Here is a 13,695-nt window from a genome sequence, read left to right as displayed (position 1 = left end):
TAGTTGGTTACTTATTAGTAATTATTTAACGTTATTCTTCACTAAAGAGATCACCACCATGCATATCAACCATATCAAGTGCTTTACCACCACCACGCGCTACGCAAGTTAGTGGATCTTCAGCGACAACAACATGGATACCTGTTTCAGCCGATAACAATTTATCAATATTACGCAATAATGCACCGCCACCTGTTAATACCATACCATGCTCAGAAATATCTGAAGCAAGTTCTGGAGGACATTGTTCAAGTGCTACTTTAACCGCGCTAACAATACCACTTAATGGCTCTTGCAACGCTTCTAATATTTCATTTGAATTTAAGGTAAAGCTACGTGGTACACCTTCGGCTAAATTACGGCCACGCACTTCAATTTCAAGCACTTCATCACCTGGATAAGCACTACCAATAAAGTGCTTAATTTTTTCAGCGGTTGCTTCACCAATTAATGCACCATAATTACGACGAACATAATTGATAATTGCTTCATCAAAGCGGTCACCACCAATACGTGCCGACGCTGAATAAACCACACCATTTAACGAAATAACGGCGACTTCAGTTGTACCACCACCGATATCAACCACCATTGAGCCAGTCGGTGCTGAAACAGGTAAATCAGCGCCAATAGCTGCAGCCATTGGTTCTTCAATTAAATAAACTTCACGTGCGCCAGCACCTAATGCTGATTCACGAATAGCCCGGCGTTCAACTTGTGTAGCACCTACAGGCACACAAACTAGTACACGTGGACTTGGTCTTAAAAAACTATGGCTATGAACTTGGCGAATAAAGTACTGTAACATTTTTTCAGTTACGGAAAAGTCTGCAATTACACCATCTTTCATTGGTCTAATCGCTGCAATATTACCAGGTGTTCGTCCTAGCATCTGTTTCGCAGCATGGCCAACTGCAGCAACACTTTTAGGTGTTCCAGAGCGATCTTGACGAATGGCAACAACGGAAGGTTCGTTAAGCACAATGCCTTGCCCTTTAACATAAATAAGCGTATTGGCTGTACCTAAATCAATCGATAAATCATTTGAAAACAAGCCGCGAACTTTTTTGAACATAATAAAAACTCTTCCTAGAATTAATCTTGTTTGAATATATTTGAGTATTCAGAAGCAAACTAAGGCATCTACAAAATATATATATTTCTATATTTTATCCGATAAATAAGAGATTTTTTAGCAGATAAAAACCACAGCTAGCTTCAATAATAATTAAGGGTTACTATTGTATCTCAATTCTAAAATAATACCTAGAAAATAGTATAACAAGTGTTTGTAAAGGAGATATATAATGACAAATTACGATTTACAGTGTATCCTTCCGCGTTAATGTTGAGTTACAAACTTAGTATCGTATTAAAAGGTAACTTTTAAGGTATTAAGTATGCATTAAAATAATTGTTATTTATATCAAATAAACACGGTGTAATTCATGGATATACGCAAAATTAAAAAGTTAATTGAATTAGTAGAAGAGTCAGGTATTTCTGAACTTGAAATTTCTGAAGGTGAAGAATCAGTTCGAATTAGTCGATCTATGCCTGCGGCAAACTATTCTGCGCCAGTGCAAAATATTCAAATTCCTCAACCAGCTCCTGTTGTGGTTGCTCCAACTGTTGAAGCAGAAGTCATCGCAGATACCAATACAATTAATGGTACCACAATAAAATCACCAATGGTTGGTACATTTTATCGTACCCCTAGTCCGGAATCGAAAGCATTTGTTGAAGTCGGCCAATCGGTAAATGTTGGTGATGTACTTTGCATTGTTGAAGCGATGAAAATGATGAACCAAATTGAATCAGAAAAAGCAGGGACTATTAAAGCTATTTTAGTTGAAAATGGTCAACCAGTTGAATTCGATCAACCGCTATTCATTATTGAATAATCAGAAATTATTTATTAACTTAGACGATTAAGAGATTGAATATGCTTGATAAAATTCTTATTGCTAACCGCGGAGAAATTGCTCTTCGCATCTTACGAGCATGTAAAGAACTTGGAATTAAAACTGTCGCTGTTCACTCTTCGGCAGATAAAGATTTAAAACATGTTTTACTTGCAGACGAAACGGTTTGTATTGGTCCAGCAGCTTCTGCAAAAAGTTATCTTAATATCCCAGCCTTAATTTCTGCTGCCGAAGTAACTGGCGCAGCCGCTATTCATCCAGGATATGGTTTTTTATCTGAAAATGCTGACTTTGCTGAACAAGTCGAACGTTCTGGCTTTATATTTATTGGTCCAAAACCAGATACTATCCGCTTAATGGGCGATAAAGTATCGGCAATTGAAGCAATGAAAAAAGCCGGTGTACCATGTGTTCCTGGTTCTGATGGTCCACTTGGTAGCAATATGGATACCAACAAAGAGATTGCAAAGAAAATTGGTTATCCAGTGATTATTAAAGCATCTGGCGGTGGTGGTGGCCGCGGAATGCGTATTGTTCGAGAAGAAAAAGAGCTCGAACAATCAATCAAAATGACTAAACTTGAAGCAAAAACAGCGTTTAATAATGACATGGTTTATATGGAAAAATTCCTTGAAAACCCTCGTCATATTGAAATTCAAGTGCTATCTGATGGTCAAGGTCATGCCGTTTACTTAGGTGAGCGTGACTGTTCAATGCAACGACGCCATCAAAAAGTCGTTGAAGAAGCACCGGCTGTCGGCATCACACCGAAAATGCGTAAATTTATCGGCGAACGTTGTGTAAATGCATGTATTGAGATTGGTTATCGTGGTGCAGGTACTTTTGAATTTTTATTTGAAAATGGTGAATTCTATTTCATTGAAATGAATACCCGTATTCAAGTAGAACATCCAGTTACTGAAATGGTGACAGGCGTTGATCTAATTCGTGAGCAGATTCTTATTGCTGCAGGACAACCTTTATCTATCAAGCAAGACGATATTGAAATTAAAGGTCATGCCATTGAATGTCGAATAAATGCTGAAGATCCAAAAACGTTTATGCCATCTCCGGGTAAAATCACTCGCTTCCATGCACCAGGTGGGTTTGGTATTCGTTGGGAATCTCATATTTATGCTGGTTATGCGGTTCCGCCTTATTATGATTCAATGATTGGTAAGTTAATCGCTTATGGAGAGACCCGAGACGTCGCCATTGCCCGCATGAAAAATGCATTAGCAGAACTGGTTATTGATGGAATAAAAACCAATATCGAACTTCATATAGAAATTATGAATGATGAAGGCTTCATGAAAGGTGGCACAAACATTCATTATTTAGAAAAGAAATTAGGTATTTATGAGTAAAAATAAGCCCTCACCACTTTGAGGGCTTATTGCTGTATAGAAGTAAATAAAGTATAGGTAACGCATATGAAGAGTTGGAAAAAAACTGCTGAAGAAATTTTAACATTAGGCCCTGTTGTACCAGTTATTGTTATTGAACGTCTAGAAGATGCTGTTCCATTAGCAAAAGCATTAATTGCTGGAGGAGTTAAAGTTCTAGAAGTTACACTAAGAACTGAATGTGCACTTGATGCCATTAAAAAAATTATCAAGGAAGTACCTGAAGCTGTAGTTGGTGCAGGAACAGTAACCACTGTTGAACAACTTAAACAAGCAACTGAAGCAGGCGTGGAATTTATCATCACTCCGGGTATTACTGATTCTATTTTAAAAGCAGCAGTTGAAGGGACAGTTCCTGTTATTCCAGGAATAGCAACAATTTCAGAATTATTAACTGCGCAAGAATATGGTTTGACTGCATTAAAATTCTTTCCAGCAGAAATCAATGGCGGTGTTGCGGCACTGAAAGCTTTTGCTGGTCCTTGTGGTTATATGAAGTTCTGCCCAACTGGCGGTGTGAATCCGAAAAACTATCGTGATTATTTAGCACTTGATAATGTCCTTTGTGTAGGTGGAACTTGGTTTATCCCTACCGATGCGATTGCTAAAGGTGATTTTGCTAAAATTACTGAAATGGCAAAAGAAGCCGTTGCCGGTGCAAAATAGGTTTTACCTTACCGCCGACATTGATCGGCGGTTTAGCTTTATCCAGATTAATCTAACTCCTGAGTCCCCTTCCACTTTCAATAACTCGCCACGCGATAAAATATAAAGTAGCCACAAAAAGTAACAGCATTGCAAAAGTGATCACTAAAGAGACATCACTAGTGCCTAAAAAACCATATCGAAATCCATTAATCATATAAACAATTGGATTGACTTTAGAAACCCATTGCCAAAAAGTGGGTAACATGGTGATTGAATAAAAAACGCCACCTAAATAAGTTAACGGAGTTAGCACAAAGGTGGGAATAATACTTATATCATCAAAGGATTTTGCAAATACGGCATTTAGCAAGCCGGCTAAGGAAAATAAAATTGAGGTTAATAATAAGGTAAAAATAACAAATGGCCATGAATAAACTTGGTATCGAACAAAGAATAACGACACAATTGTGACCAATATACCTGTCAATATACCGCGCATGACACCGCCACCTACATATCCCCAAATAATAATATGAGTAGGAACCGGAGCAACAAGTATTTCTTCAATATTACGTTGGAATTTTGCACTAAAAAATGAAGAGCAGACATTAGTATATGAATTGGTAATAACCGACATCATAATTAGACCGGGCACAATAAATGCCATATAACTAAAGCCACCCATGTCACCAACACGTGAGCCGATTAGATTACCAAAAATAATAAAATACAGTGACATGGTAATAACAGGAGGAATCAATGTTTGCAGCCAAATTCTTAAAAATCGGTTAACTTCTTTACGCCAAATACTTTTTAAGGCAATCCAATATAAATTATTCATCAATAGCTCCTTTAGTATCATTGCGCACCAAATCTACAAATAATTCTTCTAATCGATTAGCTTTATTACGAACACTAATTACTTTTATGTTTTGTTGATTGAGTTGTTCAAACAACTGATTAAGTCCATGTTGTTTATCTACACTGACTTCTAACATTCCCGATTCGACCTCGGTATAATGATAGCCTTGAAGAGAGATTGGTATAGCTGTTGGTACATAATCAATGATGATTGTTTCGGATTGACTTTTTGCTAGCAGATCACGCATTGATGAGTTAGCGATTAATTCTCCATGCTGAATAATACCAATATGACGGCAGAGCATTTCTGCTTCTTCCAAATAGTGGGTGGTTAATATAATAGTAATACCTTGTTGATTAATCTCGCGGAGAAATTCCCACATAGAACGACGTACTTCAATATCAACCCCGGCGGTAGGCTCATCTAGAATTAATAATTTTGGTTCATGAACCAAAGCTCTAGCGATCATTAGCCGTCTTTTCATTCCGCCTGATAACATATTTGCCCGACTATGTCTTTTATCCCACAAATCTAAAATACGCAAATACTTTTCAGCTCGTTGCAATGCTAATTTGCGTGGCAATCCATAGTAACCACCTTGATTGGTAACAATCTGGAGTACTTCTTCAAATTGATTAAAGTTGAACTCCTGCGGGACCAGACCTAATTGCCTTTTTGCATTAACAACATCGTTGTCTAAATCATATCCAAAGATTTTAACCTGCCCAGAGGTTTTGGTAACTAATGAACTAATTATACCAATGGTGGTTGATTTACCGGCACCATTAGGGCCGAGCAAAGCATAAAAATCCCCTGCTTGTACGGTTAAATTAATTCCTTTTAATGCTTCTACACCATTTTTATATTTTTTCTTGAGCGCTATGAGCTCTAGTGCGGGCATTGATGACATAAAATGAATCCTAAATCCTTAATTTGTTATTTATATAATATGATATCATGTTTAGCCGATCGACAATATTGTTATGATTTTTAGAATAATTCAATTTTCAAGGCTAACAATATAATTATTAGATAAATATAAGATTAAGGATTAGAGGTTATGGTCAAAATTGGTTTGGTTTCAGTATCAGATAGAGCATCACAAGGTATTTATCAAGATGAGGGTATTCCAGCATTGTTATCATGGTTACAAACAGCCTTAAAAACACCATTTATTACTGAACAACGTATTATTCCTGATGAACAACTAATCATTGAAGAAACTTTATGCGAATTGGTAGATAAGTTGCAATGCCACCTTATATTAACCACAGGCGGTACTGGGCCAGCAATTAGAGATGTTACACCAAATGCAACCTTAGCAATTGCTGACCGATTAATGCCTGGTTTTGGTGAACAAATGCGGCAAATTAGTTTGCATTTTGTTCCTACAGCAATTTTATCTAGACAAGTCGGTGTCATTAGAAAAAAATGTTTAATTTTAAACTTACCTGGCAGGCCTAAATCAATTAAAGAAACCCTTGAAGGCGTGAAAGATGATCAAGGAAATACTATTGTTACAGGTATCTTCGCCAGTGTTCCATACTGTATTGATTTATTAGATGGCCCTTATATCGAAACTCATAATCATGTTGTTCAAGCTTTTCGACCGAAAAATGCTAGCAAATCTAACCTTTAATTTTATGCAAACATCATGCATAATTATGTAAATAAATATTTTTAACCGTGCAGGTAAGATTGATAATAGCAATATTACCTTAATGGCCAATAATGACATTATTTAAGATTATAATTAGATAATTTTAGATAACTAGTTAATATGATTAATAAACGCTATTGGCGTAATTGGTCATAAATTTAATTTAAAGGAACAGTATGAAACAAAATGATCTCACTAAAACTTTTAAAGAAATGTTATTACAAGAAAAGTTTAGTTCTCAGATAGGTATCGTACAGGCCTTACAGGAACAAGGATTTGATAATATAAATCAGTCCAAAGTATCTCGAATGTTAACCAAATTTGGCGCAGTAAGAACTCGCAATGCAAAATCTGAAATGGTTTACTGCTTACCAGCCGAAATGAGCGTACCAACCACCAGTAGTCCACTAAAGAATTTAGTATTAGATATTGATTACAATAGTTCAATGGTCGTTATCCGTACCAGTCCGGGAGCTGCGCAACTGATTGCTAGATTGTTAGATTCAATTGGTAAATCAGAAGGGATTTTAGGCTCCATTGCAGGTGATGATACAATTTTTAGCACTCCGACTAAAGATTGTTCGGTTAAGAAACTGTATCAAACTATTATTGAATTATTTGAGCGAAGCTTATAAAAAACAATTTATTTTAAGCCAGACCGATAATTTTTTTTAATATTTAGGCTATTGACACACTTGGTTAAATCGTTAATCCTATATGACACTGATTTTGTAACCAATATTACAAAAAAAAGAAGAGGCGCATTACTCAGGTAGATCATTTTAGGAACTGGAGCCGTAAAGAGATGATTAATGGGGTGTAATGCCGAGGTTTGATTGTTATTCCAGAAAGCAATTGAATCGGCTACAAGGGCTGAATCCCTTGGGTTGTCACCCTAACAGGTGGAGCGCTTCACGGTATGTGTTTTTTAAACGGTAGTAAGACATGCCCGCTCTATCTCTGTTAAAAATAAGAATTTTTAATATGAGGAATCCATGGAAACATCATTTATAATTGCTAAATTCGGTGGTACTAGCGTTGCAGATTACCCAGCAATGGTCAACAGTGCTAATATTGTTCTAGCTAATCCTAATGTCAAAGTAGTCGTATTATCTGCCTCAGCAGGTATAACCAATTTATTGGTAGCATTAGCTGAAGGTCGTGATGCCAATGTCAGAGCAAAACACATCGCCAAAATTCAATCAATTCAATATAATATCTTAGAAAATCTACCTGAAAATCAAGCTCTACGCACTGAAATTGACCAAATAATTGCCAATATCGCTTCGTTATCAGAAGCCGCAAGTTTAGCTACCTCCCCTGCGCTGACGGATGAATTAGTCAGTTATGGCGAAATCATGTCATCAAAACTATTTGTCGAAATATTAAAAGAAAAACAAAAAAATGCCATTTGGTTTGATGTCCGTAAAGTAATGCGCACTGATGATAAATTTGGTAAAGCAGTACCGAAAATAGACGAAATTAAACAACTTTGTTGCGCCCATTTAAAATCACTCAATCCAGAAACTATCGTGGTTACTCAAGGCTTTATTGGTAGTGAAAGTTCAGGTAAAACCACAACTTTGGGGCGTGGTGGAAGCGATTATACCGCAGCCTTACTTGGCGAAGCGTTAAATGCTACCCAAATTGATATCTGGACCGATGTTGCTGGTATTTATACCACCGATCCTCGCATCACTTCTGGAGCAAAACGTATTGATGAAATATCATTTGCCGAAGCCGCTGAAATGGCCACTTTTGGAGCTAAAGTTTTACACCCAGCAACATTAGTACCAGCTGTGCGTAGCAATATTCCGGTATTTGTCGGCTCAAGCAAAGCACCACAAGACGGAGGAACTATTGTCTATAATACTCATAGTATTAAGTCATCATTACCTTCGTTCAGAGCATTAGCACTCCGTCGTCAACAGACATTATTAACCTTAACCAGTTTAAATATGCTACATGCACAAGGCTTTTTAGCGAATGTATTTACTATATTGGCTAAACACAATATCTCGGTCGATTTGGTAACAACCTCTGAAGTCAGCATTGCATTAACCATTGATACCACAGGCACAAATACCAATGGCAATAGCTTATTAACTAAAGCGTTATTTGATGAGTTATCAACGGTTTGCCATGTTGAAGTTGAAGAAGATTTAGCGCTGATTGCTATAATTGGTAATAATCTGACCACAACTAAAGGTATTGCGAAAGAAGTTTTCGGAGCTTTAGATGATTTCATTATTCGTCTATGTTGTTATGGCGCTAGCACGCATAATCTTTGCTTACTAGCACGAAGTAATGATGCAGAAGATGTGATCAAAGTTTTACACAAAACTATTTTTGAATAACGACTTAACGGGAGCGATTATATTATCGCTCCTAGCAAATGATGATATAAATCTTCACTTAAGCAGTACTAAAAATTTCTAGAATATTTGAAAAAATAATTGTAAACTACACTTAATATTTGTATGAAAGGTTGTTGGTAATGACCTAGACATACATCTATGGCTACACACAGTTCTAAGTATTAATCATTTTTCTTCTTTCTTTGATAACAATTTTTTTAAAGCTGTAAATTTTACGTTTTATTAATTAGTTATATCTTTCACAACGATTATTTTCATCTGCAATATGTTTTAAGCTATACAAAAAGTAACTTTTAACTTAATTAGACGAAGGAAACTATCATGGGTATTTTAAGCTGGATTATTCTAGGATTAATTGCTGGATGGATTGCTAAGTTTTTTATGCCATTAGGACAAGTTGGTGTGCTTAAAACCATTCTACTTGGCGTGGCAGGTGCATTAGTTGGTGGTTACATTAGTACATTCTTCGGTTGGGGAAGTGTAACTGGTTTTAACTTCCCGAGTTTATTTATTTCTGTTCTTGGCGCTATTTTATTGATTTATATTTATCGATTAATAAAATAAAATTGCTTCATAAAATGACGAGTAGACTTACTCGTCATTTTATATCAAATTAAATCAAATCTTCTTCTGACAATTTTAATCTGCACTGATTAAACCATAAACAATCTTAATACAATCACTATTTGTACTGTTTTTAATCTTTAAGATTAGCAAAAGTCATTCCGCCATACTCTGATTTTTGTTATATTAACAATTAATCATAATCTGACATGAACAGTAATCAATAATGTTAAAAATCTTTAATACACTAACTCGAGAAAAAGAGATATTTCAGCCTATTACAGCTAATAAAGTTGGACTATATGTCTGTGGCGTTACCATTTATGATCTTTGCCACATTGGCCATGGTCGTACTTTTGTCGCATTTGATGTCGTTACTCGCTATTTACGTTTTTTAGGTTACGATCTAACTTATGTGCGTAATATTACCGATGTTGATGACAAAATCATTAAACGTGCGCTTGAAAATGGCGAAACCTGTGATGAATTAACCGATCGCATGTTAAAAGAGATGTATGCCGATTTTGACGCACTAAATATAAAACGTCCAGATGTAGAGCCTCGTGCTACTCGTCATATGTCGCAAATTATCGAGCTTGTAGAAGAGTTAATCAAAAAAGAGCATGCTTATATCGCCGATAACGGTGATGTCATGTTTTCTGTCGATAGTGATCCTAACTACGGTATTTTATCACGTCAAAATTTAGAACAGTTACAAGCAGGCGCTCGAGTTGATGTCGTTGATGTAAAACGCAATCCAATGGATTTTGTGCTTTGGAAAATGTCAAAACCTAACGAACCGAGTTGGGATTCGCCATGGGGTAAAGGCCGTCCAGGTTGGCATATTGAATGCTCGGCCATGAATAGTCATCAATTAGGCAATCATTTTGATATCCATGGTGGCGGTTCTGACTTAATGTTCCCACATCATGAAAATGAAATAGCCCAATCTACCTGTGCCCATAATGGTCAATATGTAAATTACTGGATGCATTCAGGTATGGTGATGATTGACCAAGAGAAGATGTCTAAATCACTTAATAATTTTTTCACCATTCGTGATGTATTAGAGCATTATGATGCCGAGACCGTGCGTTACTTTTTATTATCAGGTCATTATCGTAGCCAACTTAACTATAGCGAGGAAAATTTAAAGCAAGCTAGAACCGCTTTAGAAAGACTTTATACGGCTTTACGAGATACCGATGCTAATTATCCACATAACACACCTGATAGTGATTATTATCGACAATTTTGTCAGGCAATGAATGATGATTTCAATACTCCAGAAGCCTATTCAACCTTGTTTGACTTAGCTCGAGAGATAAATAAAGCTAAAGCAGAAAGTGATATGCAACTAGCCAATGAACTTGCTGCTGAGTTACGTTATTTATCTTCTGTACTTGGTTTACTTGAACAAGATCCGGTTAAGTTTTTACAAGGTAGTAATCAGGATGATAGTGAAACACAACTCATTGAAGCATTAATTAAACAACGTAATGATGCTCGTGCTAGTAAAAATTGGGCTTTAGCTGATGAGGCACGAGATAAACTCAATCAAATGAATATTATTTTAGAAGACGGTGCTAACGGCACAACTTGGCGTAAAAAAAGTTAATGCAATAAACCTAAAATCCCCTAGATTTAATGAAAAATTACTAGGGGATAGACTAACTATTTTTTATCTATCGAGGTTAAAATTCCCCTTAATATATTCAGCTCTTGTTGTTCAATACGGGCACGAGTAAATAATCTTCGTAAACGCCCCATAATTTGCCCCGGATGATTAGGATTAATAAAACCTGTTTGTAATAAGGTTTGCTCTAAATGCTGATAAAATCGTTCAATATCCGCATCGTTAGGATATTGTGTGTCATTTATATTCTGATCAGCTAACTGTGACGGTGAGTCTTGAGCAGACAGCAACGACATTCTAATTTCGTAACAAAGAACTTGTACTGACATTGCTAAATTTAAAGAGCTATAGTCAGGATTAGCAGGAATACCGACATGGAAGTGGCACTTTTGTAATTCATCGTTAGTTAACCCAACCCTTTCACGACCAAAAACTAAAGCTACTTGAGCATGATGAGATGCTTCAGCAATTATTTTATCCCCGCACTCTTTTGGTGTTAAATTTGGCCATTGTAGACTTCGTGGCCGAGCACTGGTACCAATAACTAAAGAACAATCAGCAACAGCTTCTTCTAAAGAGGAAAAAATTTGTGCCTGTTTGATAATATCACTGGCACCAGCTGCCAATGAAATAGATTGAGAGTCTGGCTTTATTATCGGATTAACCAAACATAAATTAGTTAATCCCATGGTTTTCATTGCACGAGCGGCAGAACCCATATTACCTGTATGGGAAGTTTCAACTAAAACAATCTTAACATTATTTAAATAATTCACATATTCCTCATTAAATAACACAACTTATACTTAAAATTAACACAAATAAACCACAGTATATAATAAAAAATAGTTTAAAAGCAGTTTCACAAAGGTTAATCATAACTAGAAATTCACTATTTTAGACAAAGTTCACAAAAAGTTTAATCAAATTGAAATAACCTATTGACGAAATGTAAAAAATTTGTCAATGTAATCAATAGAATAATTATATTAGCTCAATTTGTAAGTAAACATAGTGGAGGTCAATTATGACTTTAAGCATTACCAGTAAACAAATGGATATTACCCCTGCAATTCGTAGCTATCTCGAAGATAAATTTTCGAAATTAGATAAATGGAGAGCACTGTTAATTAACCCTCACTTTATTTTATCTAAAGAACCAGATGGATTTATTATTGATGCAACAATTGCAACCAAAGGTTCACCACTAGTTGCTTCCGCTAAACACTTAGATATGTATGCTGCAATTAATGATTTAGTTGCTAAACTGGAAAAACAATTGAATAAAATCCAACATAAAGGCGAATCTCGTCGCGCATTTGACAGTATTAAAAATGCAGTAGTTGAAGAATAATATTAATTGATAGTTCCAAAGTAATAAAAAGGCACTTTAATAGTGCCTTTATTTTTTTGCTTGCTATAATATTGTCCATCTATTTTTTATTGTATTAATGAACATGACTGCCAATCCTTTATTGCCTTTACGCGAAAAAATTAACCAACTCGATCAAAAATTAATTGAAATCCTTGCTGAAAGACGTCAAGTTTCGACCGAAGTTATTCACGCCAAAATAGCGGCTAACATTCCTTTGCGAGATTTAGCCCGTGAACACTCACTCATTAAGGCATTAATCGAACAAGGTAAACAATATAATCTTGATGATCTTTTAATTAAGCGCTTATATCAAATTATTATTGAAGATTCAGTGCTATTACAACAGAAACTTTTACAAGAAAAACTGAATCAAGGGGCTATTTCCTCTGCAAATATTGCTTTTTTAGGACCTAAAGGATCATATTCACATTCGGCAACCCGCCGTTATGCGAGTACTCACTTTGATCAGTTAACAGAATCAAGCTGCAGTACCTTTAAAGATGTGTTTGAAAAAGTCGAATCAAAAGTTGTTGATTATGGAATTTTACCAATAGAAAATTCTAGTTCCGGCTCTATCAATGAAGTTTATGATTTGTTACAAAAAACCAATTTACATATTATTGGTGAACTATCATTACCGATTGATCACTGCGTTTTAGCCATTCCTAGCGCTAAACTTGAACAAATAGATACCATTTATAGCCACCCGCAACCTTTTCAACAATGCAGTAATTTCCTAGAAAATTATCCAGATTGGAAAATCGTTTATTGTGATAGCACTTCATCAGCAATGGAAACTGTTGCTAAATTAAATCAACCTAATATTGCGGCTATGGGTAACAAAGATGGGGGAGAATTATACGGTTTACAGGTTCTTGAGCACAATTTTGCTAATCAAAAAGAGAATATTACTCGTTTTATTGTTTTAGCGCGTGAGCCAATTGAAGTTTCCGAGCAAATTCCAGCTAAAACCACGATCTTAATGAAAACTGGTCAACAAGCTGGTGCTTTAGTTGATGCCCTATCCGTTTTACGTAATCATAATATTGTTATGACAAAACTTGAATCACGACCTATCCATGGTACACCATGGGAAGAGATGTTTTATATTGATCTACAAGGTAATGTTCATGATTATGAAATGCAAGTCGCGCTTAAAGAATTAGCTGCAATCACTTTATATACCAAAGTACTTGGCTGTTATCCTAGTGATTCAATTACCGCTATTATGTAATGACTAG

14 protein-coding genes and 1 riboswitch are annotated in these 13,695 nt (G+C 35.8%); of the genes, 10 read left to right on the top strand and 4 right to left on the bottom strand.

Annotated elements, in window-relative coordinates; all coding sequences use genetic code 11:
• Positions 1-31: 31 nt before the first annotated feature.
• Positions 32-1,075, bottom strand: a complete 1,044-nt coding sequence (locus tag B6C84_RS07750; RefSeq protein ID WP_065562215.1) for a rod shape-determining protein — start codon at positions 1,073-1,075, stop codon at positions 32-34.
• 373 nt (positions 1,076-1,448) lie between these two features.
• Here B6C84_RS07750 and accB point away from each other — a divergent pair, with 373 nt between their 5' ends.
• From accB to B6C84_RS07735, 3 genes are all read left to right on the top strand, one after another.
• The gene (accB, locus tag B6C84_RS07745) at positions 1,449-1,904 is read left to right on the top strand and encodes an acetyl-CoA carboxylase biotin carboxyl carrier protein (RefSeq protein WP_065578561.1); all 456 of its coding nucleotides are present in this window, start codon (positions 1,449-1,451) and stop codon (positions 1,902-1,904) included.
• A gap of 41 nt (positions 1,905-1,945) precedes the next feature.
• On the top strand, positions 1,946-3,292 hold the full coding sequence (accC, locus tag B6C84_RS07740; RefSeq protein WP_065614505.1) for an acetyl-CoA carboxylase biotin carboxylase subunit: 1,347 nt from the start codon (positions 1,946-1,948) through the stop codon (positions 3,290-3,292).
• 66 nt (positions 3,293-3,358) lie between these two features.
• The gene (locus B6C84_RS07735; protein ID WP_065578559.1) at positions 3,359-3,997 is read left to right on the top strand and encodes a bifunctional 4-hydroxy-2-oxoglutarate aldolase/2-dehydro-3-deoxy-phosphogluconate aldolase; all 639 of its coding nucleotides are present in this window, start codon (positions 3,359-3,361) and stop codon (positions 3,995-3,997) included.
• Between the two features lie 52 nt (positions 3,998-4,049).
• Here the strand turns inward: B6C84_RS07735 and B6C84_RS07730 are convergent, their stop codons facing one another.
• Together B6C84_RS07730 and B6C84_RS07725 are read right to left on the bottom strand one after the other, a co-directional pair.
• Positions 4,050-4,820 carry an ABC transporter permease gene (locus B6C84_RS07730; RefSeq protein ID WP_065578558.1) on the bottom strand — a complete coding sequence of 257 codons (771 nt, stop codon included), beginning with the start codon at positions 4,818-4,820 and terminating at the stop codon, positions 4,050-4,052.
• Positions 4,813-5,742 carry an ABC transporter ATP-binding protein gene (locus B6C84_RS07725; protein WP_086354366.1) on the bottom strand — a complete coding sequence of 310 codons (930 nt, stop codon included), beginning with the start codon at positions 5,740-5,742 and terminating at the stop codon, positions 4,813-4,815. Before B6C84_RS07725 ends, B6C84_RS07730 begins: the two co-directional genes overlap by 8 nt.
• A 159-nt stretch (positions 5,743-5,901) precedes the next feature.
• Here B6C84_RS07725 and mog point away from each other — a divergent pair, with 159 nt between their 5' ends.
• From mog to cysS, 5 genes are all read left to right on the top strand, one after another.
• Complete coding sequence (gene mog / locus B6C84_RS07720) at positions 5,902-6,480, top strand: molybdopterin adenylyltransferase (RefSeq protein WP_065614501.1); 579 nt, start codon at positions 5,902-5,904, stop codon at positions 6,478-6,480.
• A gap of 197 nt (positions 6,481-6,677) precedes the next feature.
• Entirely contained in the window at positions 6,678-7,136 is a 459-nt protein-coding gene (argR, locus tag B6C84_RS07715) for a transcriptional regulator ArgR (RefSeq protein WP_034905059.1), read from the top strand.
• A 111-nt stretch (positions 7,137-7,247) separates the two neighbouring features.
• Positions 7,248-7,422, top strand: a riboswitch (Lysine riboswitch).
• Between the two features lie 74 nt (positions 7,423-7,496).
• Entirely contained in the window at positions 7,497-8,858 is a 1,362-nt protein-coding gene (gene lysC / locus B6C84_RS07710; RefSeq protein ID WP_086320104.1) for a lysine-sensitive aspartokinase 3, read from the top strand.
• Positions 8,859-9,200: 342 nt separating this feature from the next.
• On the top strand, positions 9,201-9,443 hold the full coding sequence (locus tag B6C84_RS07705) for a GlsB/YeaQ/YmgE family stress response membrane protein (protein ID WP_065578554.1): 243 nt from the start codon (positions 9,201-9,203) through the stop codon (positions 9,441-9,443).
• 226 nt (positions 9,444-9,669) lie between these two features.
• A complete protein-coding gene (gene cysS / locus B6C84_RS07700) occupies positions 9,670-11,061 on the top strand; it encodes a cysteine--tRNA ligase (protein ID WP_065650764.1) in 1,392 nt (463 codons plus the stop codon).
• Positions 11,062-11,117: 56 nt separating this feature from the next.
• Here the strand turns inward: cysS and trmJ are convergent, their stop codons facing one another.
• Positions 11,118-11,855 (bottom strand): tRNA (cytosine(32)/uridine(32)-2'-O)-methyltransferase TrmJ, encoded by a 738-nt coding sequence (gene trmJ / locus B6C84_RS07695; protein WP_086354360.1) that lies wholly within the window; start codon positions 11,853-11,855, stop codon positions 11,118-11,120.
• Between the two features lie 251 nt (positions 11,856-12,106).
• On the opposite strand from trmJ, the gene raiA reads away from it, so the two are divergent.
• Together raiA and pheA are read left to right on the top strand one after the other, a co-directional pair.
• On the top strand, positions 12,107-12,433 hold the full coding sequence (raiA, locus tag B6C84_RS07690; protein ID WP_065578552.1) for a ribosome-associated translation inhibitor RaiA: 327 nt from the start codon (positions 12,107-12,109) through the stop codon (positions 12,431-12,433).
• Between the two features lie 103 nt (positions 12,434-12,536).
• On the top strand, positions 12,537-13,688 hold the full coding sequence (gene pheA / locus B6C84_RS07685) for a bifunctional chorismate mutase/prephenate dehydratase (protein WP_086354359.1): 1,152 nt from the start codon (positions 12,537-12,539) through the stop codon (positions 13,686-13,688).
• The last annotated feature ends 7 nt before the right edge of the window (positions 13,689-13,695 follow it).

Origin of the sequence: Gilliamella apis (assembly GCF_002142155.1) — a bacterium.
Classification (GTDB): Bacteria; Pseudomonadota; Gammaproteobacteria; order Enterobacterales; family Orbaceae; genus Gilliamella; species Gilliamella apis.
This window is presented reverse-complemented; position numbering and strand designations above follow the sequence as displayed.

What these genes read in the sequence shown, in the direction of transcription:
- B6C84_RS07725 (WP_086354366.1), bottom strand. Translation starts at nt 5,742, where the DNA reads ATGCCCGCACTAGAGCTCATAGCGCTCAAGAAAAAATATAAAAATGGT.
- accB (WP_065578561.1), top strand. Translation starts at nt 1,449, where the DNA reads ATGGATATACGCAAAATTAAAAAGTTAATTGAATTAGTAGAAGAGTCA.
- B6C84_RS07735 (WP_065578559.1), top strand. Translation starts at nt 3,359, where the DNA reads ATGAAGAGTTGGAAAAAAACTGCTGAAGAAATTTTAACATTAGGCCCT.
- mog (WP_065614501.1), top strand. Translation starts at nt 5,902, where the DNA reads ATGGTCAAAATTGGTTTGGTTTCAGTATCAGATAGAGCATCACAAGGT.
- B6C84_RS07705 (WP_065578554.1), top strand. Translation starts at nt 9,201, where the DNA reads ATGGGTATTTTAAGCTGGATTATTCTAGGATTAATTGCTGGATGGATT.
- B6C84_RS07750 (WP_065562215.1), bottom strand. Translation starts at nt 1,075, where the DNA reads ATGTTCAAAAAAGTTCGCGGCTTGTTTTCAAATGATTTATCGATTGAT.
- lysC (WP_086320104.1), top strand. Translation starts at nt 7,497, where the DNA reads ATGGAAACATCATTTATAATTGCTAAATTCGGTGGTACTAGCGTTGCA.
- pheA (WP_086354359.1), top strand. Translation starts at nt 12,537, where the DNA reads ATGACTGCCAATCCTTTATTGCCTTTACGCGAAAAAATTAACCAACTC.
- argR (WP_034905059.1), top strand. Translation starts at nt 6,678, where the DNA reads ATGAAACAAAATGATCTCACTAAAACTTTTAAAGAAATGTTATTACAA.
- B6C84_RS07730 (WP_065578558.1), bottom strand. Translation starts at nt 4,820, where the DNA reads ATGAATAATTTATATTGGATTGCCTTAAAAAGTATTTGGCGTAAAGAA.
- cysS (WP_065650764.1), top strand. Translation starts at nt 9,670, where the DNA reads ATGTTAAAAATCTTTAATACACTAACTCGAGAAAAAGAGATATTTCAG.
- accC (WP_065614505.1), top strand. Translation starts at nt 1,946, where the DNA reads ATGCTTGATAAAATTCTTATTGCTAACCGCGGAGAAATTGCTCTTCGC.
- raiA (WP_065578552.1), top strand. Translation starts at nt 12,107, where the DNA reads ATGACTTTAAGCATTACCAGTAAACAAATGGATATTACCCCTGCAATT.